Here is a 20,384-nt window from a genome sequence, read left to right on the forward strand (position 1 = left end):
CACCGGAGCTACACCCCCGGCCACATCAGCATCCCCATTCACGCCACCGGACAAATCTCCGCCGCCGTCCGATCAAACTTCGCCTTGATCATCTCCACCAGGCACCGGATACCAAAGCAAGCATCCGAACATTCGCTTTCCACTTCCAACAGAACCAGCACCCTGTCCAATCCAGCACTGATGCAATTCAGCGATTCGCGACAATCTTCCAGATTGGCGATCAAGACGGTTTGTTGTTTCGACGCGGTTTGTTCTTCCATTGCGAGCTCCTATCAAAGTTGGAAGTCCCGCCTGATACCTGCATTAAAAGGGTGGCGGGCCTGACAGCGGGGGTACCAATACCGGCTCATTAACAGGATAGTCCGGCCAGCCTTGCGGCTGCCCCGCCCCGGCCCGCCATTAAACTGAGGGATGTGGACGTGCGACTTTGGCCGCATGAGACGGCCACCTGTAATGAGATCCGGGTTGGTACGCCCGATCACCGTTGTCTCGGTGATGGCTCTAGTGTCCCCATCTCTGTCGTCTATGGCGATCAGACGATTCGCAATCTTCCGGCGCTTCGTTGTCAGGCAGTTGCCTAGCGAATCCTGTCGAACCCGCCAGCGGCCCAGCGCTCGGCGCTGTCCCGCGTCAGCCGAAAGTCGGGCCGCACCTTCACAGTCGCCAGCACATCGCCGAAGGCATCTTCAGCCGTGAGCGTGCCAAAGGGCTCGAATTCGTCCGGCGTAATGACGAGCTTCACAATCACAGTGCCGGATTCAGACTCGATACTGACCTGCTTGTTGAGCTGCGCATGCAGTTGCTGCTCATGCCGCCGGATCACCTCTGAAGCGGTCTTCACCAGCGTCTGGTGCGCGGTGGCATCCAGCGGCTTGGGATCGACCTTGTTCCGCCCCATGGTCCAGGGCCCGACCAGCGCGGGCTCGGCGCTGCCGTCGCGGATCATTTCGACTGCCCAGCCGTCGCCATCCTCGTTCTTGATGACGCGGGCGGTCCAGCCCTTGTCGCGCCAGAGGCGGGGTTCGTGGATGGCGGTGGATTCGTGCTCGGGGAGCGCGTCGTCGGTGTGGTGCATCAATCTCGTGGTACGGGTCGGGGAACCCGCGAGGATACTATAGGGGCCGGCAGGCAGCGTTCGGCCGTGCGCGTTGGCGCCCGGCAGTTGCTGAAAGGCCGGCCGGCGGCGGGGTTGCTCCCCTCTTAAATGAGTTCCTTCATCAAGCGCTCGACAGTCATCGGTCGATTGAAATTCAGGAGTAATGCTCGCATTGCGGACGCACCTTCAGGAACATGCCGGAAGGTCATGCTATCCCTGATCCTTCTCAAACAGCGCGCTTTCCAGTAGCTCACGTGCCTCCCTTCCATGAAGCCAAATGCAACGCTTCCATTCTTCGGTGGCTCCGTGTCTTCCTAAATATGCCTCGCGCTCTTCGGCGGTTAAGGATTCCCAGAATGGAGACCAATAGTTATCCCACCAATATTCAAGGTCGCCTTGCAGGAATCCCAGCTTAAGCGGTTCGCTAATCTCCGGGAAGGCGACCCACGGAGGCGGTGGACTTGAGTTGGCCACTACTATGCGATCAAACACCGAAGTATCGTTGGTCATCACTGACACTATTGATCCAGTAAACTCATTACTGAACGCAATGGAAATGAGAAAATCTACAGCCTCATTGCCGCTGCGTTTTATATACAAGTGCTCATCAATTTTATCGAATCCGATTTTAATGTCTTCGATAAACCCATGCACCTTATCCGACTCCAGCTGAAAGTGAGCGTAAAAGGCATTTATGCCCGCTCCGGGTAATAAGCTGGAAATTTCAGGGTACTTAGATGGCCTCTTTTCAGTCACTGATAGTTGCATCGCATCTAGCGGACGAGCAAATAAACGTTGCAATTCTTCCCGCGAGCGTCCGAAGCGTGCTCGGAGAGCTCGATTCCGCTCCTCGGCGATACGCCTGTGAGTCAACATGTCGCGCAATTTCTTGAGCACTTATCTCACTCCATTTGATCGACCACCCAGTCCGCGCCCCAATAACCTAGGCTTCCGCCGATGATGCCATGGCTAGCGCCGCGCCGGCAGTAGCCGGGGCGCTTGCGCTATCGATCACGGGACAGCCCAGCAGGCTGCCGTTCGCGGCCAGCGTCGGATACGCATATGGGTCTTGCGCCGTGCGACAGCCTGCTAGGCGCGGCTGAACATCGACTTCCTGATAATGGCATGCACGCCCCAGTTGCCATTGACCACCTGCGTGATACCAAAATCCACCGCAACCGAGATCAGCGCGACCGCCTCATCTTCACTCAGCCCCTTGACCGACATGAGGAAGCGGCGTGTCTTGCGGAAGGCGTCGCGCATGGCGTCGTCCAGGGTGGACTTCAGGTAGATATGGCTCTGCGCCATCTGGCCCAGTTCAGCCAGGTGGTTCGGCGAGCTGAAGCCGTGCAGGATCCATTCGTCGGCGGTTTCCACCAGCGGGTAGCTCAGGTCGGCGAAGGGAGCGTCGCGGTCGATCAAGGTGCTCTTGTGCAGGATGAGCTGGAAGTCACCAGTCAGCGAGCATTCGATGGCCGTGCCGCACAGCTCGGAGTCTCCCTGGGAGGCATGGGGATCGCCAATCGACAGCAGGGCGCCCGGTACGGCTACCCTGAGGTAGACGCTGGCGCCGCGGGTGACGCGCCAGTTGTCCAGGTTGCCGGCGAAGCTGGAGGGCGGGATGGAGTCGATCAGGCCGTCCTGCGCCGGCGCCACGGCGATGACGCCGAAGTGGGGGCGGACCGGTATCTCGATATCGCGCAGCACGTCGTAGTTCTTGACGATGGTGTCGTGATCGACGGGCACGCCGGGATAGTCGATGGTCGGGTGCAGCACGCCGAACGGATCGCGCTGCGGCGTCCAGCGGAAGTTGTAGACTGCGCGCGCACGGCTGTCGGCGCGTTCGCAATCGATCTCGAAGACGGTGACCACTTCGCGCTCGCGCGGCTCGGTCAGCATGTCGCGGTAATGAAAGCCCCACCAGGTCGCGGCGTTGCTGCCGAAGGCCCTGCCGGCAAAGCGCGGGTTGCAGCACGGGCGCGGGCGCACGTCCAGGATGCGCACCTCCAGCACATCGCCGGGCATGGCGCCGCGCACCGCGACCGGGCCGGTGCAGATATGCACGCCAAAGCCTTCGCCCGCGCCGCGGCCATAGACCGAGGCGTCGATGGGGCCCGCGCCGCGCCGGTTGACGTTCTTTTGCTCAGCGGTCCAGTGAAAGACGCTTTCGGCGCCGGCGTCGCCGTCGATCATGCGTTCCCGGTCGTCAGAAGCGTGCTGCGTCAGTGTTTCGATGGTGACGGTGTCGCCGGGCATGACCTCGAGCACGGGCGGCAGATCGTGGCTGAGATAGCCCCAGTGCACGGTCTTGTCCGTGGCCTGCAGCCAGTGGTGCCGGCCTTCCGGGCGCGCGGCGTGCGAGCGGGCCTGGGTGATGGGGACGATGGTGGGCGCCGCTTGCAGGCGCGCAGCAGAGCCATCGTTCGCGGGCGCGCCAGGACTGGCCGGAGCGCGTTTCGCATGGGCCGGAAGCCCGCGGGAGACATTCTGCGGTGGGCGATGCTCGGGCGTGTTCGCGGCCTGCTCACGGTAGGCGCGGGGCGAGATCCCGAACTGTTCGCGAAACGCGTGGCTGAAGTGCGAAGGGTCGTTAAAGCCCCAGCGATAGCAGATGTCGGAGACCGAGAGCTTGTCGTATTGGTGGTTGGCCAGGTCGGCCCGGCATCGCTCAAGCCGGCTGGTGCGCAGGTAGGCGGAAAAGCTGCTGCCGGATTTCTCGAAGAGCTTCTGCAGGTAGCGGGCCGACATGCGCTCGTCTGCGGCGATGGCGGCGAGGCTGAGCTCCGGCTCGGCAAGGCGTGCGTCAATGCGGCTGCAGACGCGCGCAAAGACGGCCGCGCGCGAGGGCGTCATGTCCGGCGGTGCGCTGGGCTGGCTGTCGGCCAGCGCGGCGTCAAGGCAGGCGGTGATGGTGTTGTCGAAGGGCTGGATGGCCTTGGCGTTTGCGGACACGATGGTGTCGAAGCTGGCCGCCATGGACTGGAGCAGGCGGGCAAACAGTTCCGCGGCGTCGCCGCTCAGCACCAGCGCGGAGCGAGGCAAGGGGGCGGTGATGCGTGCGCTCAGCAATGCCTGGCCGATGTGCACGATCAGCATCCGGAAGCTGGTGGCCAGGGCCAGCCTGCGGGCGGCGTGTTCCGGCACGCAGACCACCTGCCCCGGCCGCAGCGGTTCACGCAGTTCCGGCGCAGCGAGGTGCGCTTCGCCTTCGGTCAGCATCAGCAGCATCAGGCCGCGGCCGTCGCCGCTGGTGATGGCCAGCGTCTGGGGGACCGATGCAATGCAGGTCAGCTCGATGCCCGCGGGGGTGGTCCGCGACTCGATCGTGCCGTGCAGGGTGTGATCCGCGCACAGGCTTTCGCAATGCAGGCGTGCGGCGCGGAGTTCGTCACGCCAGGCTGCGCCGCGCCGGTTGCGTGGATAGGCTTCGGTGGAAAAACGCAAAAGGTGCAATTGAGCCTCCCTGGCATCACGCTGCAACAGCGAAAACGGGCGGACATTGCTGTCCGCCGCGCATCCAAAGCATTTCTTGCGAAGGCCAGGCCCTCCGCTAGCCGAACAGCAACTGCCCCCGCATCGCGGCCACCAGTACGAATCCCGCGAACGTGCCAAAGATGGCGAAGATCCCGCCGAGCACGTTCGGGGCCGGTATCGGCGCACGTACCGCAGTGTAGATAACGCCAGTCACCAAGCCAACGGCTGCCGCCTGCAGCTCGGTGCTGCCCAATGCAATTTCCACCATGTCATTCCCCCATCTCATGAATTGCGCGTGATTCAGCGGCTTTCCGGCGGCCGCCCGAAGGCGATGGTCCTGCGCCACGCGTGCACGATCAGATAGCCGATGTAGGTGAAGAGGATGGCGCAGATCCCGCCGGTGACGTTTGGCGCGGGGATCGGCAGGTTCAGCCAGGAATACAGCGTGCCGGTGACCAGGCCGACAATCAGTGCAACCAGTTCGTTGCGTCCTATATAGACGTATTGCATGCGGCGCTCTCCCTTTGTATTGAGTTGACGGCTCAGCCCTTGTCCTTGGGCGGGAAGATCGAGCGCGGCATGGTGCAATGGATGCCCTGGGTGCCATCGACGACCTGCGTCACGCCGAAGTCAGCCGAGACGCTCATGAGCGAATAGGCATCGTCGCGCGAGAGTCCCTGTTGCTCGGTCAGCAGGTGGATCATGTCGCGGGCCGCGTTCTTGCCGGCTTCATCCAGGTCTTCATGGAAGCCGTGGACGACCCAGCAATCCGGCGTTTCCAGCAGCGGCGACGGGAAGTGGAAGTCCTTGCGCAGGACGATCTGGAACAGGACGTTCAATGAGGCCTCGATGGCGGTGCCGCTGATCTCGCCGTCGCCTTGCGAGATATGCGGGTCGCCGATCGAGAACAGCGCGCCATCCACCTGCACCGGGTAGTACATGGTGGCGCCCGCGCCGATGCGCCAGTTGTCGATATTGCCGCCATGCAGGCCGGGCTCGACGGTGGTGACGCGGCCGCGTGCGTCGGGCGCGACGCCAGCCGTGCCAAGATGCGGGCGCACGGGAACGCGCACACCGGCCAGCGCGGGCTGCCGGCAGCATTCCCGGTCATCCACGAGCTTGCCGGGGATGGTCATCTTGCCGGGGTAGTCGAAGGCGTACAGGGCATGCGCGGTGTTGGAGCGCTGGTCCAGCTCATAGATGGTGACCCGCTCCTTCTCGAACTCCTTGTACAGCTGGCCCCAGTGGGCCGCGGCATTCGCCCCGAAACGGAAGCGCGGAATCATCTGCAGGTAGCGCACCTCCAGCACGTCGCCGGGCTTGGCGTCTTCGACATAGATGGGGCCGGTCATGATGTGCACGCCGGGGTTGCGGTCGTCGTGGGGAATCGCCCGGAAGATCTCGCGAATGGCGTCGTCCATCATCAGGTCGGGGGCATCGCCGGCATGGTGGGTCACCGCTTCGGCGCGGATGAGGTCACCGCTTTTCACGGTCAGGGCGGGCGCCTTGGCGGCATCGAAGTAGCCCCAGTGGACGGTCTCGGGGCGGGCGGGCAGGTCGTGCAGCATGTTGTCTCCTATGTTTTCTTGCAGCCGTGTCCGCAGCCGTTCACCCGGTGAGCGGCTGGATTCGATGAGGTAATCAGGGACACTGGCTTTGCGTGGCAGGCGGGGTATGCCTGGTACCGCGCGGCAGTCCTGCTGGCGCCGCGCGGTGAGTCAATACTAGGGACAGGGCGTTGCGGGGCAGTAGGGCGATTCACCCCAAACTCTTGTGTTGCTGCGTACTAAGGTAAACCCGCTGCACGATGCCGGGTCGCGGCGGACTGTTAATTCTTGGTTGACATCGTGTCAACGATCTATGGAATTGTCGACAACGCCTTGACAGTGCAGAAGCCCGGCAGCGCCCGGGGCTGATGCTGAGGATGGCAGGGGCCCCGGGGATGGATGCCGCGCAGGTTGCGGGGCTGAAGGCCGCCGGGGGTGGTGTAAGTGGCTGTGCGGCGCCGGCAATGCCGGCGCCTGCTATTGCTGTTGCGATGGCGCCTCGGGCCATTTCCCCTTGCGGGGAAAGCGCATATCGAACTCGGTGAACACGTGCTCTTCGGAGCGGCAGCTGATGCTTGCCCCCCAGCTGTTCAGCACCTTCTGGCAAAACGCCAGTCCGATGCCGGTGCCGCGATGCGCCGGGTAAGAGAAGAAGGGCTGGAACATCCGGGCCAGCACTTGCGGCGGCACGCCAGTGGCGGTGTCGCGGAACATTACATGGACGGCGTCGGGCCGGACCTCGCAGCGGATATGGATGGTGCCCTTGCCGGCGCGCTTGGTCGCTTCCAGCGCGTTCTTCAGCAAGTTGGTCGTGACCAGCCCGAACAACTGGGCGTTGCCCATCACGTAGGCGGGGCCAGGCAGGTCGACGGTGACCAGATCCAGGTCGCTGTGCTCGAACGGAAACCGGCCGACAGCGTCGCGGATCACACCGCCCAGTTCGAACAGCTCCTGCGTGGCGTTGTCCGGGTTCTTGGAGTTGGCGACCAGCAGTTCAATGCTGTTGCTGATATGGGCCAGGTCTGATTCCATCCGGGCCACGGCCTGCATCAGGCCGTCGCGCTGCGGCGTGTCCTGGTCCAGGGCCGCCGGCAGCCGCGCCTTGAGGCCCCTGGCAGTCATGGCCAGGCTGGTCAGCGGCGTGCGCAATTCGTGCGCGACGGTGGCCAGCGCGGCGGCCATCCCGCGCCGCTTCTGTTCGGCCAGCAACTGGCGGTCCAGCTTGATCACCACCAGCACCGCGATGACAAAGCCGATCACCGGCAGCTGCAGCAGTACCGGCTCCCACGGGATTACGCCCATGGAGTTGCCCGCCAGCACGAACAGGGCGATGGCTGCGGCGGCCCCTGAGAACAAGGCAATGGTCGCGAACGCGGTGTTGAAGTGATACAGGATCACCACCGCGATGATGACCGATTCGGCCCACACCATGGAGCCGCCATTCTCCAGGTAGAAGAAGATAAAGGCGAACGGCAGGCCTACGGTAATGGCAAAGAGCGCATAGGGCGGCAGCCAGCGACGGTCCGAGAAGGCGGAGGCGAACAGCAGCGGCACGAACAGCGCGGTGCAGACCAGGCGCAGCCAGAGGTTTTCATAGGGCTGCGGGAAGATGTAGGACCAGATCACGTAGTACAGCGGGTGTCCGATCACGCCCAGCGCGCCCACCATCTGGATCCGGCGCAGCCGGATGACGCTCTCCTCGTCCAGCAGGGTGGCCCGCGCGGCGGTCTCGAACACGGTCTGCCACGCATGGCGGGCGACGCCGGCAAGTGAGGTGCGGCCGTCTTCCGCTTGCGCTACCTTTGCATCCATCTCCAGGACTACTCCTCGCGGGAGCCTGCCAGCGGCCCGCTTGTGGGATTTTGAGACTTGCGCCGGGCCCGGCGCGTCGAGGACCATTCATCCAGCCGGACTTCGTCGCGGATACTGGCGAGCACGCCGACCAGGCGGTCGATTTCATTGGCGGCAAGTTTCGCATGCAGCGTAAGTCGCATCAATGCCCGATTCTTGGGTGTTGCCGGCGCACAGAATACCGCGCCGAAGATCCCGCGGCTCTGCAGCGCATCGCGCAGCACCTTGACCTGCGGCTCGGTTCCCGCCTCCAGGCCGATGATCTGCTCGGAGCCTTCGCTGATGTTGTAGCCCAGTTCGGCAATCGCAGCCCGGGTGTCGCGGGTGATGGCGTGCAGGCGCGCACGGCGCTCATCCGCCGTGGCGACGAAATCCGTCACGGCATCGAACCACGCAACCTCATGGCGCAGCAGCCCGGAACTGAAAATGGCCGGCCGGGACTCAACCGCGAAGAAGTCCTTGAAGTCGGTCGAACAGGCAACATAGCCGGCGCGGCCGGCAAACGCCTTGGCCAGCGAGGCCGTGCGGAAGTGTACGCGCTCGGACAGCCCGAGCGCGCGCACCAGGCCGCCGCCAGACGGCCCATGGGTGCCGAGCGAGTGCGACTCGTCCACCACCAGCACGCAGCCCGATGCCTCGGCCAGGGCGACATAGTCCTCCAGCGGCGCCACGCTGCCGGTGGTGCTGTAGACCGAGTCCACCATGATCACGCCCGGGCCGAAGCGCTCCAGCTGGCGGCGCACGTGCTCGCAATCGTTGTGGCGCACCGGCACGGCCTGCGCGCCCGCGGCGATGATGCCCTCCCAAAGGGAGGCATGCCCGTTCATGTCGATATAGACCGGAATGCCGGGGCCGGCAATGCACTGCACCAGGCCGACGTTGGCGGCCCAGCCGGACTGGGCGATCAGCCCGTCCTCGGCCTGCATCAGGTCTGCGATCTTGCGCTCGACCCGCCGCTGCGGGGTGTCGCCGTGCTGGAACACGGACGACATCAGCAACTCCGGCTCCTCATTGAGGAAGGCCCGCGCCTGCGCCTGTACCAGCGAGGATTCGCCGAGCAGGCAGAGATAGTCGTTGCTGCTCAGGTGCAGCGCATCGGGCCCGGGCGTGCGTCCGTGAAGCAGATGATCGCCGCCCCAGAGCTTGCCCATCCGCTCGTCGAAATGTTGTGCCATCCGCGCCGTGATCCATGGCGGCAGCGTGGGGGCTTTGGCGCGAGAGGCGTGGCGCATCGGGTGCGGAGGCTCGGCTTCGGAGAACATCGGCTTTCCTTCTACAGGTCGGGTAATCAGTGAGATCGGTGGCAAGGCTCTGCATGGCGGTTGCGGCAAAAGCTGCCGTTCGCGCGCGACGCGGCCGCACCCAGTCCTTCCGGCGAGGTGCCATTGCTGACAAGTCGGGGGAGTCCTGTTGACGTAGCGACCACTGTGCCAGCCTTGCTCAGCGATTGTGACCGGACTTCCCCCAATCCAACGTCCGTTTGGAGTGGGGGGTGCCGGGTTGAGACAGCCGCGTCGTGGCCGCACCTTCGCCGGCCGATAGGCCGATTTCTCACTGAAAAATGCTTTTTGCATCACTTTTGTGATGCTTGCGCTACCTACTGCGCCGGTCCTTGAAGCCCGGACCGGGCGTGGCTCGCGCTTGGCGGGACCTTGTCAGGCCCGGGACTGCCGAATGCTCATCATCAGTTTTGGTGAAGAACGCCCTTTTTGCACGCCCTGTTTACAGGCAGGCGGCTGCGGCAGCGCGCCATAGCCAGGAAGCGGGGCAACATCGGACTTGGCACCAAGGGCGGGAGACAAGGGGACTGCCAGGTACGCAGGTTGCGGCCGGCGGCAATTGTCGCCAGCGTGACCCGGCTGGCGGCGTGTGGGGGAGGGGGGCTTCGGAGAGAGGGCGCTGCCCATGCGCTTCCAGGCTGGTGCCTTTGGCGCAGGGGTACAGGGCAGCAGCGTGCTGCGACGCTTGTGTCGGGGGGGAGGCGTCTTACGCCTGGCCTGCCTCGTCGGTCAGCGCGGAAACGTCGACGATATACATCTGCCGCTCGGAGTCGTGGATCGAATCGATGCACACGTGCCGCCCGTCGCGGCTCCAGCGTGGGTGCAGGTCGCAGCGGTTTTCCTTCTTCAGGACCGGGCTGGTGTAGTAACTGCCCAGGTCATGGCGCACGCCCTGCGCCATGTCGAAGAGAAACAGCACGCGCTCGTTGGTGTGCGCGTCGGGATAGGTGTCGCTGAGCAGCCAGCGCTTGTTGGTGGGCGAGAAGGTCATGTGACCGTTCTCGGTCAGGATGCCGTCGCCGATGACTTCAACCTTGCCGCCGGGGCTGTCGTGGTAGAGGTGGTAGTGGATGCTGCCCGCGTGCGGTCCCCACACGATGATACTGCTATCGTCTTGCCAGAGCGGATGGGAGATCTGGTACTCGGACTTCTCATAGTCGAAGGTGCCGACCGCGTTCGGATCGAAATCTTCGGCAAGCTGCGGCAGCGGATGGTCGGAGCATTCGAGCAAGCGCATGTCGCTGCCGTCCGGATTGACCGTGATCAGCCGGTGCAGGAAGCAGGTTTCGTCCTCGACCCGTTCGGTCCAGCGGTGCAGCAGCAGCACGCGCGATGAGGACGGGTTAATTTCGATGTGGCTGACCCAGTGGATGGCCTTGTCCATCGAGGCGCGCGGATGGAAGTTGCGCAGGTCAGCGTAGCTCACGATCAGGCGCGTCTGCCCGGTGCGCAGGTCCATGTAGTGGATGCCGTCGTCGGCGGGCGCATTGTCCAGCGCGGGCTGGGTGCCGTGGTCGCTGTAGCCGATGGTCTGGTGCGTGACGTAGAGGCGGCGGTAGTCCGCGCACAGCGCGTAACGGCTGTCCGGCGCGACCACATAGACCGGCATCGGCAGCTGGCGCGCTTCGCCGGTGTCGAGGTTGAAGATGGTGGCGCCCAGGTGGGGATAGAAGGCCTTCGCGTCCCGGCTGCGGCAGTTGTAGACAAGCTGGCGCTGTGCTTCGCCATCCAGCCATTGCAGCTGCGAGCCCATCTGCCAGTTCCACGCGGTGGTTTCCCCCACGCGATGGAAGCGGTCGTTGTCATGCAGGTCGAAGTAGCCGATCTCGGCAACCAGGCCGGGCGTCAGGTCGGCATCTGCCATCGGCACACGCTGCGCCAGCAGGTAGCGGCCGCTGCGGTCCCAGTTGGTCTTGTTGTAGTAGCCGAAGAAGTGATGATGCTCGCCCGCGCCGACGCGGCGGCAGGGCAGCGGCGTGGCAATGATGCGTTCCGTTGACATGAAGCGTGTGTGTCCGTGTTGAAGCTGAAGTCTGGAAAGTTCAATGGCTGGCCGCGCGTCCAGCCATGAAGGGGAGTGTCCGTGCGCGGATGGAAGCCGCTTATTCGGCGGTGATCTTGCCCTTCAGGATCACCTGGTCCCAGCGCACTTTCTCCGCGGCGACGAACTTCTGCGCGGCATCGCGCGTATTGGCCACCGGGGTCATGCCCTGCTCTTGCAGTCCCTGCCGGAACTCCGGCGTGGCCACGATCTGGCGGATATCGGCGTTGAGCTTGTCCGCGATCGCATCGGGCACCCTGGCGCCAACCGCAACCGTGGTCCAGGAAGTCGCCACGAACGACGGGTAGCCGGCTTCGCTGGCAGTGGGCACATCGGGCAGCGCGGCCGAGCGGGTCTTGCCGGTCACCGCCAGCGCCTTGAGCTTGCCGGAGCGGATATAGGCCAGCGTGGTGGGCGGATTCTCGAACATCATGTCGATCTGGCCGCCGAGAAGATCCGTCATGGCCGCTGAGCTGCCCTTGTATGGCACGTGCGTGATCGGCGCATTGGCGTTGAGGCGGAACAGCTCGCCCATCATGTGCACCGAGGACCCGACGCCGGCCGAGCCGAAGGTCCGCGTGTCTGGCTGCTGGCGCGCCAGGCTGGCCAGTTGCTGCAGGTTGTTCACCGCCAGCTTCGGGTTGACCACCACCACGTGCGGCATCTCGGCCAGCACCGTCACGACCTTGAGGTCGGTGGCGGGGTTGTAGTTCAGCTTCTTGAAGGTGGCATAGGTGGCGTGCAGGCCCAGCGAGCCCAGCAGCAGCGTGTAGCCGTCGGGCGCCGCATCGACCACGGCCTTGCCCCCGATATGGCCGCCGGCGCCGGGCCGGTTCTCGACCACTACCGATTGCTTGTAGAGCTTGCCCAGCCGGTCGGCCAGCATGCGTGCCTGCAGGTCCGAGCTGCCCCCCGCGCTGAACGGCACGATGATCCGGATCGTGTGGTCCGGATAACCCGGCTGGGCGAGCGCGCTGCCGGTGCCGGCGATGGCCAGCACGGCCGCAACGATCCCGCCTTTCCAAACATTCCGGGGCGAATGCCGCTTCATCACTTTTCTCCTTGGGTTCTGGTCCTGCCGTCTGGAAGCGGCAATGCGAAGCGAGTGTAGAGGAGGGGTTGGCATTCTGAATAATTCTTTGTTCAATGCACCCTATGCAGATTTGATATACATTGCCCGACTCGCCCGTCCCTTGCCGATGCCATGTCCCGTCCCCTTAACTTCCGCCAGATCGAGGCGTTCCGCGCGGTCATGCTGACCGGAACCACGACCGCGGCCGCTGCCATGCTGCATACGACCCAGCCGTCCGTGAGCCGTTTGCTGGCCCAGATGCAGGCGGCGACTGAACTGAAGCTGTTCGATATCCAGAAGGGCCGGCTGCGGCCGACGCAGGAGGCGCGGCGCCTGTTCGACACGGTGCAGAACCACTTCCAGGGGCTGGCGCGGATCGAGCAGGACGTGGCGGTGCTGCGCAAGTCCGGCACCGGCGTGCTGCGTATCGGCTGCACGCCTTCGCTCGGGCTGGGGGTGATGCCCAAGGTGATCCGGCCGTTCACGGAGCGGCACCCGGACGTGCATATCAGCCTGCAAACGGTCGGCGGGCACCAGCTGCGTGAAGGGTTGCTGCATGGCCTGTACGACCTGGTGCTGACCACCAGCGAGATCGACCATCCGCACCTGGATGTCAACGTGGTGCATCAGTCGGGAGCGGTGTGCGTCATGCACCCGGAACACCCGCTGGCGGCGCGCGACACCCTTCGCGTGCGCGACTTGCGCGGGCAGTTCCTGATCCTGCTGAACGCAGACGATGCGCTGCACCTGGCGGTGCAGCGGCTCATGCAAAAAGCCGGCGTCGAGCCGTCGGCGACCATCGAGACCACTTACTCAGGCACGATTTGCACGATGGCGGCCGAAGGGGCGGGCATAGGGATCGTCAATCCCTATGTCGCGGCGGTATTCGGGCACGGCTTGCGGGTGGTGCCGCTCGCACCGCGCTGCCCGGTGGAGGTGCGCATGGCGTTCTCCGGGCATTCCGCGCCATCGGAGATCGCGGAGGAATTCGCGGCGCTGCTGGCGGCGCATTTTCGCGTGCGCTCGCCGCTGGCGGAGAAGGCGGGGCGGGGGCGGGGCTGAAGGCCCCGGGCAGTCGCTCAGTCCAGGGACACGCCGAGCTTGCGGATCAGTTCGCCCCAGCGCGTGCGCCCCGCGGCGAGCCATTGCGTTGCCGCTGCGCCGTTGCTCGTCTGCGGCCGCACGCCCTGCGCCAGCAGCTTCTTCTGGAAATCCGCGTCCGCGAAGACGGTCTTGAGCTGCTGCTCCCAGCGTGCACGGATGGCTGCGGGCGTGCCTGAGGGCAGGAACATGACGAAGGCGAACTCGGCATCGAAGTTGGCGATGCCGGTCTCTGCCACCGTCGGCACGTCCGGGAGCAAGGGGTCGCGCTTGAGGCCGGACACCGCAAGCGCGACCAGCTTGCCGCCCTTGATGTATTGCACGGCGGTCGGCGTGGCCAGGAATCCTGCCGGTACCTGGCCCGCGAGCACGTCGCTCAGCGCTGGCGCATTGCCCTTGTAGGGGACATGGGTGCCCCGGATCTGCGTGCGCGCCTTCAGCATCTCGAACACGATATGGCCCGGCGATGCTACGCCAGCCGATGCATAGGACAGGTCTTTGTCCTTGCCGGCAGCCAGGAACTGCTTCAGGTCGCGGATTTTCAGGCCGGGATGCGTGACCAGCACCTGATTGAAGGTGCCGGCCAGGCCAACCGGCTCCAGGTCGCGGACCGGGTCGAACGACATCTTGCGATAGGCGAACGGGTTGACGGTGACCACGGTGTCAGTCGACATCAGCAACGTGTAGCCGTCCGGCGTCGCATGCGCGACGGCTTCGGCACCGATGTTGCCGCCGGCGCCGGAGCGGTTCTCCACCACGACCGGCTGCTTCAGGTCGCGCCCGGCACGCTCGGCAATGAGTCGTGCCACGGTGTCGAGCGGGCCACCTGCAGGAAAGTTGACGATCAGGCGAACCGGCTTGGCCGGGTAGGCATCCTGCGCGCAGGCGGGGACCGCGGCCGCCAGCATGGCTGCGGCGATCAGCATTCTGAAGGGACGGGGTGTCATGGTTGTCTCCGTGGATATTGTTGTCATGGGATGCTGCCGCTGGTGGTGCGGGCGGACCAGATTCAGGCAAGCGCGGTTGGATTGGGGCTGGCGTCGCTGTGCGAGATCATCGTGACCAGCAACTGGTGCAGCAGCGCCTGGCGCGTGCCTGCCAGCGCCGGCGCATCCCACAGGTTGTGCGATTCGGTTGGGTCGCTTTCAAGGTCGTAGAGTTCGCCCCACGGCGCGCCTTCGTACACACTGAGCCGATAGCGCGCGGTTTGCAGCGTCCGCATGCGCGTGCGCATCGGGAAGCCGAACATGGTGCGCTGATTCTCTTCCTCGATCAGCAGGGCTTCCCGCGGCAATGCCTCGCCGGCGATGGCGGGCAGCAGCGACAGGCCTTGCATGCCGTTGTAGGGCGCGCAGCCCGCGCGCGCGAGGATCGACGGCGCGATATCGATGCTCGAGCACAGTGCCTGGCTGCGCGCGGCGCGGGCATCGGTGGCCGTGCGCGCTGCGGGTTCCGACCAGATCAGCGGCGTGCGGATCAGGCCCTGGTAGTGCAGCGGCCCTTTCCAGAGCAACTGGTGATCGCCGAAGAAGTCGCCATGGTCGCTGGTGAACAGGACCACAGTGTTGCGATCCAGGCCGAGCGCGGCCAGGTGCGTCATCACGCGGCCGATGGTGTCGTCGATATGCGCGATCGAGCCATAGTTCAGCGCCAGCGCTTCGCGGGCCTCGCGCGCCGTGCAGGCGAACATCGCCGGCGTATGCTTGACGGCGCGGCCGGCGTCGCGCTGCGCGTGCATCCAGCGCAGGTGCGGCGGCGCCAGCGCCGGATCGGCGTCGAACGAGGGCGGCAGGGCCATGTCCTCGGGCCGGTACATGTCCCAGAAGCGGCCGGGTGGCGTGAACGGGTGATGGGGATCCGGAAACGAACACTGGATCATGAAGGGGGCGTCCTCTTGCGCGTATTGCCCGAGCAGGTCAATGGTGCGATCGCCGATCCATGCCGTGGTCGACAGCGTTTCCGGTACGCGCGTGCGCCAGGCCTGCCGCGCTTCGGCCAACACATAGCCAGGTGTCGGGATGGCATGCTCCTGGCCGCACGCGCGCGCTACCTCGGGATGGCGCTGCTCCAGCCAGCGCCGGTAATGCCCGCCGGCCGTGTCGCCATGGTCGGTCACCAGCTGCACGTCGGCAAAGCCGTAATACGGCAGTGACATGGCGAAGTCAGGATCGTCGCGCCAGGCCGGTCCCCATTCCTGGTCGAAGCGCCCGCTTTCAGGCCGGCGCGCTTCGCCCTCCGTGCGCGGATCGCCGGGACGTGGCCAGACTGGCGCAAGGCCGGTCATGTTCTGCAGATGCGATTTGCCGACCAGCCCCGTGCGATAGCCGGCATCGCGCAGCCGCTCGACAAACGTCGTCTGTGACAGCGGCAAGGGAATGCCATTGTGGCGCGCGCCATGGACCGACGGCATGCGCCCGGTCATCAGCGATGCGCGGTTCGGCATGCAGATCGGCGAGGCCACATAGCAGCGCTCTGCCACCCAGCCATGGCTGCCGAGCCGGTCGATATTGGGCGTCTGCACCACGGCGTTGCCATAGATGCCGAGATGGTCGGCGCGATGCTGGTCGGTGATGAACAGCAGGAAATTGGGGCGGGCGCTGGCGGGAATGCTGGACGGGGGCATGGCAATGGCGGCTTGCGGGGGATGGAAAAATTATTGCATCGTCCGCGATTCCATTGAAATGATTAATATGACCTCTGCTATAACCTGAAACTCATACCATGGATTGGACCCAACGGATGCGTATCCGCCAGCTGCATGTGCTGGTGGCGCTACATGAAACCCGCAATGTCAGCCGTACCGCTGCGCGCCTGAACATGACCCAGCCGGCCCTGTCCCGCTGGCTGGCCGAGCTGGAGAGTGAACTGGGGGTGGCACTGTTCGAGCGGCATTCGCGCGGCCTGGTGCCGACCCGCTTCTGCGAAGCGCTGGTGGTGCATGCCCGCACCATCCTCAATGAGATCGAACGCACCCAGGCCACCATTCGCGTGATGGCGGAAGGCGCGGCCGGGCAACTGGCGATCGGCGCGACGCCAACCGTATCGGTCGATCTGCTGCCGTCGGCGATCAGCCGGTTTCGCGAGCGCTTTCCCGATGCCCACCTGACGCTGGCAGAGGGCACCGTCGAAGAGATGCTGCCGGCCCTGCGCGAAGGGCGGCTGGACTTCGTCATGGGACGTACCGAAGTGCAGGGCATCGACGGCGCGCTGCGCTGCGACCTGCTATATCCGGAGACTATCCGCGTGATCGCCGGCCCCACGCATCCGCTCGCGCGCAAGCGCAAGGTCGGGTGGGCGGATACGCGCGCCTACACCTGGGTGGGGCCGCCCGTGACCAGCCAGATCCGGCGCGAGCTGGACTACGAACTGGCACTGGCCGGCGAACCCGCGCCATGCGTGCGGATCGAGAGCGCGACGTTGCTTGCCAACGTGTCGCTGCTGCAGCAGGGAGAGCTGCTGGCCGTGATGTCAGGCCGGATGGCAGCATTCTTCAGTCGCCTGGGGCAGGTGGCGATATTGCGGCTGCCATACCGGCGCGAGGGCATGGTCGGCGTGCTCCGGCGCCGGGACACCGAGCAGACGCCGCTGCGGCAGGCGTTCATGGACGCGCTGGCTGCCAGCGCGCACGGATAGTCAGATAGTCAGCAAGGACGCCATCCGGCTACCGCGCCGGTTGCCTCGCATCTGGCTCAGGCCCGCTCCCCTCCAGCGCCGCCCCCCGCGCCTCCATCGTCCTGCGCGCAATATTGAGCTGGTGGATCTGCGTCGTGCCCTCATACAGCCGGAACAGCCGCACATCGCGGTAGAAGCGCTCGGCCACGGTGCGTGCCATGTAGCCGCTGCCGCCAAATACCTGCACCGCGCGGTCGGCCACGCGGCCGGCCATCTCCGAGGCGAACAGCTTGCACATCGACGCCTCCATGGTCACGTCTTCGCCAGCGTCGCGCTTGCGCGCGGTGTCGAGCACCAGTGCGCGGGCGGCGTGCAGTTCCGTATTGCTGTCGGCAATCATCTGCTGCACCAGCTGGTAGTCCGCGATCGGCTTGCCGAACTGCCGGCGCTGCGCCGCGTAGCGGACCATCTCGTCGACCAGCCGGATGGCGGGCCCCACGCACAAGCCGGCCAGGTTGATGCGCTGCTTGTTGAGCGCCTTCATCGCCGTCTTGAAACCGACATTGGGTTTGCCGCCGACGATGGCGCTGGCCGGCACGCGGCAGTCCTTCAGGTAGACATCGCCCACCGGCGAGCCGTGCTGTCCCATCTTGCGTTCCGGTTCGCTGGTGCTGAGGCCGGGAGTGCCGCGTTCGATCAGGAAGGCGCTGATGCCATGCGCGCCGGGCGTATCGGGATCGGTGCGGGCGAACACGGTGAACAGGTGCGCGATCGGGGCATTGGTGATAAAGCACTTGCTGCCGTTCAGCACGTAGTGATCGCCGTCTTGCCTTGCGGTGGTTTGCAGCGATGTCGCATCGGAGCCGGCTTCCGGTTCGGTCAGCGCAAAGCAGCCGGTCACTTTGCCGGAGGCCAGTTGCGGCAGGTAGCGCTGCCGCTGCGCTTCGGTGCCGTCGGCCACCAGCGATTCGGAGGCGATGCCGGTGTTGCCGCCAAAGCGGGCACGGAACACGGTGGCGGCCTGCGAGACCTCGATGTTCACCAGCGCCAGTTCCTCGGTGGTCAGCCCTGCGCCACCGTACGCTTCAGGGATGCTGTGGCCGAACAGGCCGAGGCGGCGCATCTGCTCGACCACGGGCTCGGGGATGACATCGGTGCGGTCGATCTCCGCCTCTAGCGGGATGCAGGTTTCGAGCACGAAGCGGCGGATATCGGCAAGCAGCGCTTGCTGGCGGGCGGAGTCGCGGATCATGGGATGTTTCCGGTAGGTTGGATGAGCGTATGCGGCTACTGTGCCGTGATGCCGGCGGTCTTCAGCACGCCGGTCCATTTCCTGGTTTCCGTGTCCAGGAAGCGGTCGAATGCGGCGGTGGATTGCGGTGCCAGGTCCATGCCGAGTTCGGCCAGGCGGCGTGCCGTGGTGGGGTCCGATGTGGCCTGCGCGGCGGCCTCGGCCAGCTTGCGCACCACCGCGTCCGGCGTGCCCTGCGGCGCGACCAGGCCGAACCACCCGCCCACTTCATAGCCGGGCAGGCGCGCGGCTTCGGCCACGGTGGGCACGTCGGGCATCACGGCCGAGCGCTTTGCCGAAGTCACCGCCAGCGCGCGCAGCTTGCCGCTTTGCACCTGCTGGCGGGCAATGGCCGAGGTCAGCGCCATCATCGAGACGCGCGCGCCCAGCAGGTCGCTCATGGCCTCGGGCTGGCCCTTGTAGGGCACGTGGGTGAGCTTCACTTGCGTCATCTGCGCCAGCAGTTCCGCCGAGAGATGGTTCGAGGTGCCGACGCCCGCGCTGGCGTAGGTCAGCGTGCCGGGCTTGCTGCGCGCGGCATCGAGCAGTTCAGGCAGCGTGCGCAGCGGCGACGAAGCCGGCACCACGATCACGTTGGGTACGGCACCAATGCCCGCCACCGCGCGGAAGTCCTTGCCGCTCTTGCCCTGGATCGACGGGTTCAGCAGCGGCCCGACCACATAGCTGGGGCTGACCGCCAGCAGCGTATAGCCGTCGGCGGGCGACCTGGCGACGAAGTCCGCGCCGATGGCGCCGCCGGCGCCGGTCTTGTTCTCGACGATGACGGGCTGCTTCAGCACCCGCGCCATGTTATCCGCGGTGATGCGGGTGACGGAGTCGACCACGCCGCCCGCCGAGAACGGCACGATGATCCGTATCGGGCGGTCCGGGAAGCGCGCCGCATTGTCAGGGGCGGCCGGCAATGGCAGCGGCATCAGCGCGGCGCAGGCCAGCATGCCGGCAGCGAGCTGGCGCAACGGTTGGATGGCATCCATCTTGTCTCCTTGGGTTGCCTGCGCCGGGGGATTTCCCGCGGCGCGTTTTCATGCGGGCCTCTGGCGGGCCGCTTGTCATTGCCGGCGACATCGCCGGCGGACTGCATTGCTGCGTCCTGTCGGCTAGCGCGCGCAGCTCAGTTCGATCTGCCGCACCGCCTCGCGCAGCCTTGGCGCCACCTCGCGCTCCAGCATGTTGTCGCGGTTGCGCGATGCGGCGATGGTGCAGTTCAGCGCAAACGGGTCTTCGTGCAGCGACTGGCGCACGGGTGCCGCGATCGCGTGGATCTCTGGCCGCCACTCGCCGCGGCTCAGGCAGTAACCGTGCGCGCGGAAGTGCTTCTGGTCGTCCGCCCACATCTGGCGCTCGACGTTGAAGCGCTCCGGATCGTCCACGCGCAGCCGGTTCAGCAGTGCCGTGCGCTCGTCGGCGCTGCAGGCCAGCAAGACCGCGCGGCCGATCGCGCTGGCCAGCAGCGGCCGGGTGCTGCCGATGTCCGGCTGGTAGAGGTTGCCGGGATCCAGCCGGCAACTGTCCACGTACACTACCGACAGCCGCTCGCGCATGCCCAGGTTCACCGTGCAGCCGGTTTCACGCGCAATCGCCTCCATATACGGCCGCGCCACCTGGCGGATCGCCAGCCCGGCCAGCATCGGGTAGGCCAGCGCCAGCACGCCGGCGCCCAGCCGGTACTTCTGGTTGCCGGGCACGCGGCTCAGGAAGCCGAGCAGCCCCAGCGTGTAGGTCAGCCGCGACACCGTCGCCTTGGGCAGCCCCGTGCGCGCCACGATGTCCTGGTTGCCCAGCACCGGGCTGGACGGCGTGAAGGCACGCAGCACCTCCAGCCCGCGCGCCAGGTTGGTGGCGAACTGGCGGTCAGTGGCCAGTGCATCTTCGCTGGCCAGGCCTGGCAGGGGCAGGTGTTCCGGGTTGCGGTCCATGCTGTGCGGTGGTTGCTTGGGTTCCATGCTGGGATCCGGAGATGGGGGCGTCAATGTTGTAGCACGACCGTTCCGCACAGCG

At 65.6% G+C, this 20,384-nt stretch carries 18 protein-coding genes; 2 read left to right on the forward strand and 16 right to left on the reverse strand.

Going from position 1 to position 20,384, the window contains the following annotated elements; all coding sequences use genetic code 11:
• Positions 1-38 precede the first annotated feature (38 nt).
• The 11 genes from AC3WLE_RS11425 to AC3WLE_RS11475 all read right to left on the reverse strand — a co-directional run bounded on the left by AC3WLE_RS11425 (position 39) and on the right by AC3WLE_RS11475 (position 12,340).
• Positions 39-260: a hypothetical protein gene (locus tag AC3WLE_RS11425; protein WP_492356354.1), complete on the reverse strand. Its 222-nt coding sequence runs from the start codon at positions 258-260 to the stop codon at positions 39-41.
• A 317-nt stretch (positions 261-577) separates the two neighbouring features.
• A complete protein-coding gene (locus tag AC3WLE_RS11430) occupies positions 578-1,075 on the reverse strand; it encodes a hypothetical protein (protein ID WP_492317983.1) in 498 nt (165 codons plus the stop codon).
• 231 nt (positions 1,076-1,306) lie between these two features.
• On the reverse strand, positions 1,307-1,993 hold the full coding sequence (locus tag AC3WLE_RS11435; RefSeq protein ID WP_492317982.1) for a hypothetical protein: 687 nt from the start codon (positions 1,991-1,993) through the stop codon (positions 1,307-1,309).
• Between the two features lie 192 nt (positions 1,994-2,185).
• Positions 2,186-4,549, reverse strand: a complete 2,364-nt coding sequence (locus AC3WLE_RS11440) for an acetamidase/formamidase family protein (RefSeq protein ID WP_492351517.1) — start codon at positions 4,547-4,549, stop codon at positions 2,186-2,188.
• A gap of 97 nt (positions 4,550-4,646) precedes the next feature.
• Positions 4,647-4,838 (reverse strand): DUF1427 family protein, encoded by a 192-nt coding sequence (locus AC3WLE_RS11445; protein WP_010812533.1) that lies wholly within the window; start codon positions 4,836-4,838, stop codon positions 4,647-4,649.
• Between the two features lie 32 nt (positions 4,839-4,870).
• On the reverse strand, positions 4,871-5,080 hold the full coding sequence (locus tag AC3WLE_RS11450; protein ID WP_010812532.1) for a XapX domain-containing protein: 210 nt from the start codon (positions 5,078-5,080) through the stop codon (positions 4,871-4,873).
• 32 nt (positions 5,081-5,112) lie between these two features.
• The gene (locus AC3WLE_RS11455; protein ID WP_035827381.1) at positions 5,113-6,138 is read right to left on the reverse strand and encodes an acetamidase/formamidase family protein; all 1,026 of its coding nucleotides are present in this window, start codon (positions 6,136-6,138) and stop codon (positions 5,113-5,115) included.
• Positions 6,139-6,594: 456 nt separating this feature from the next.
• Positions 6,595-7,929: a sensor histidine kinase gene (locus AC3WLE_RS11460; RefSeq protein ID WP_492317979.1), complete on the reverse strand. Its 1,335-nt coding sequence runs from the start codon at positions 7,927-7,929 to the stop codon at positions 6,595-6,597.
• Between the two features lie 8 nt (positions 7,930-7,937).
• The gene (gene cqsA, locus AC3WLE_RS11465) at positions 7,938-9,230 is read right to left on the reverse strand and encodes an alpha-hydroxyketone-type quorum-sensing autoinducer synthase (protein WP_492356355.1); all 1,293 of its coding nucleotides are present in this window, start codon (positions 9,228-9,230) and stop codon (positions 7,938-7,940) included.
• 724 nt (positions 9,231-9,954) lie between these two features.
• Positions 9,955-11,250 (reverse strand): hypothetical protein, encoded by a 1,296-nt coding sequence (locus tag AC3WLE_RS11470; protein ID WP_492356356.1) that lies wholly within the window; start codon positions 11,248-11,250, stop codon positions 9,955-9,957.
• Between the two features lie 100 nt (positions 11,251-11,350).
• On the reverse strand, positions 11,351-12,340 hold the full coding sequence (locus AC3WLE_RS11475) for a Bug family tripartite tricarboxylate transporter substrate binding protein (RefSeq protein WP_492351519.1): 990 nt from the start codon (positions 12,338-12,340) through the stop codon (positions 11,351-11,353).
• A 153-nt stretch (positions 12,341-12,493) separates the two neighbouring features.
• Between AC3WLE_RS11475 and AC3WLE_RS11480 the strand changes: the two genes are divergently transcribed.
• On the forward strand, positions 12,494-13,423 hold the full coding sequence (locus tag AC3WLE_RS11480; RefSeq protein WP_492317976.1) for a LysR substrate-binding domain-containing protein: 930 nt from the start codon (positions 12,494-12,496) through the stop codon (positions 13,421-13,423).
• A gap of 17 nt (positions 13,424-13,440) precedes the next feature.
• On the opposite strand, the gene AC3WLE_RS11485 is transcribed toward AC3WLE_RS11480, so the two are convergent.
• On the reverse strand, positions 13,441-14,409 hold the full coding sequence (locus tag AC3WLE_RS11485; protein WP_492351520.1) for a Bug family tripartite tricarboxylate transporter substrate binding protein: 969 nt from the start codon (positions 14,407-14,409) through the stop codon (positions 13,441-13,443).
• A 62-nt stretch (positions 14,410-14,471) separates the two neighbouring features.
• Positions 14,472-16,085, reverse strand: coding sequence for a sulfatase family protein (locus AC3WLE_RS11490; protein WP_492317974.1), 1,614 nt, complete (start codon positions 16,083-16,085; stop codon positions 14,472-14,474).
• A 98-nt stretch (positions 16,086-16,183) separates the two neighbouring features.
• Here AC3WLE_RS11490 and AC3WLE_RS11495 point away from each other — a divergent pair, with 98 nt between their 5' ends.
• On the forward strand, positions 16,184-17,095 hold the full coding sequence (locus AC3WLE_RS11495; RefSeq protein ID WP_492317973.1) for a LysR family transcriptional regulator: 912 nt from the start codon (positions 16,184-16,186) through the stop codon (positions 17,093-17,095).
• Positions 17,096-17,123: 28 nt separating this feature from the next.
• On the opposite strand, the gene AC3WLE_RS11500 is transcribed toward AC3WLE_RS11495, so the two are convergent.
• From AC3WLE_RS11500 to AC3WLE_RS11510, 3 genes are all read right to left on the reverse strand, one after another.
• A complete protein-coding gene (locus AC3WLE_RS11500; protein WP_492356357.1) occupies positions 17,124-18,326 on the reverse strand; it encodes an acyl-CoA dehydrogenase family protein in 1,203 nt (400 codons plus the stop codon).
• A 35-nt stretch (positions 18,327-18,361) separates the two neighbouring features.
• On the reverse strand, positions 18,362-19,360 hold the full coding sequence (locus tag AC3WLE_RS11505) for a Bug family tripartite tricarboxylate transporter substrate binding protein (RefSeq protein ID WP_492317971.1): 999 nt from the start codon (positions 19,358-19,360) through the stop codon (positions 18,362-18,364).
• Positions 19,361-19,483: 123 nt separating this feature from the next.
• On the reverse strand, positions 19,484-20,329 hold the full coding sequence (locus AC3WLE_RS11510; protein ID WP_013952140.1) for an IclR family transcriptional regulator: 846 nt from the start codon (positions 20,327-20,329) through the stop codon (positions 19,484-19,486).
• Between the last annotated feature and the right edge of the window lie 55 nt (positions 20,330-20,384).

This window comes from Cupriavidus sp. FW306-1B-F12B, from assembly GCF_058781795.1.

Bases quoted from the DNA above. Each gene is read 5' to 3' on its own strand.
- AC3WLE_RS11425 (WP_492356354.1), bottom strand. From the start codon at position 260: ATGGAAGAACAAACCGCGTCGAAACAACAAACCGTCTTGATCGCCAAT.
- AC3WLE_RS11430 (WP_492317983.1), bottom strand. From the start codon at position 1,075: ATGCACCACACCGACGACGCGCTCCCCGAGCACGAATCCACCGCCATC.
- AC3WLE_RS11445 (WP_010812533.1), bottom strand. From the start codon at position 4,838: ATGGTGGAAATTGCATTGGGCAGCACCGAGCTGCAGGCGGCAGCCGTT.
- AC3WLE_RS11450 (WP_010812532.1), bottom strand. From the start codon at position 5,080: ATGCAATACGTCTATATAGGACGCAACGAACTGGTTGCACTGATTGTC.
- AC3WLE_RS11455 (WP_035827381.1), bottom strand. From the start codon at position 6,138: ATGCTGCACGACCTGCCCGCCCGCCCCGAGACCGTCCACTGGGGCTAC.
- AC3WLE_RS11460 (WP_492317979.1), bottom strand. From the start codon at position 7,929: ATGGATGCAAAGGTAGCGCAAGCGGAAGACGGCCGCACCTCACTTGCC.
- cqsA (WP_492356355.1), bottom strand. From the start codon at position 9,230: ATGTTCTCCGAAGCCGAGCCTCCGCACCCGATGCGCCACGCCTCTCGC.
- AC3WLE_RS11470 (WP_492356356.1), bottom strand. From the start codon at position 11,250: ATGTCAACGGAACGCATCATTGCCACGCCGCTGCCCTGCCGCCGCGTC.
- AC3WLE_RS11475 (WP_492351519.1), bottom strand. From the start codon at position 12,340: ATGAAGCGGCATTCGCCCCGGAATGTTTGGAAAGGCGGGATCGTTGCG.
- AC3WLE_RS11480 (WP_492317976.1), top strand. From the start codon at position 12,494: ATGTCCCGTCCCCTTAACTTCCGCCAGATCGAGGCGTTCCGCGCGGTC.
- AC3WLE_RS11485 (WP_492351520.1), bottom strand. From the start codon at position 14,409: ATGACACCCCGTCCCTTCAGAATGCTGATCGCCGCAGCCATGCTGGCG.
- AC3WLE_RS11490 (WP_492317974.1), bottom strand. From the start codon at position 16,085: ATGCCCCCGTCCAGCATTCCCGCCAGCGCCCGCCCCAATTTCCTGCTG.
- AC3WLE_RS11495 (WP_492317973.1), top strand. From the start codon at position 16,184: ATGGATTGGACCCAACGGATGCGTATCCGCCAGCTGCATGTGCTGGTG.
- AC3WLE_RS11500 (WP_492356357.1), bottom strand. From the start codon at position 18,326: ATGATCCGCGACTCCGCCCGCCAGCAAGCGCTGCTTGCCGATATCCGC.
- AC3WLE_RS11505 (WP_492317971.1), bottom strand. From the start codon at position 19,360: ATGGATGCCATCCAACCGTTGCGCCAGCTCGCTGCCGGCATGCTGGCC.
- AC3WLE_RS11510 (WP_013952140.1), bottom strand. From the start codon at position 20,329: ATGGAACCCAAGCAACCACCGCACAGCATGGACCGCAACCCGGAACAC.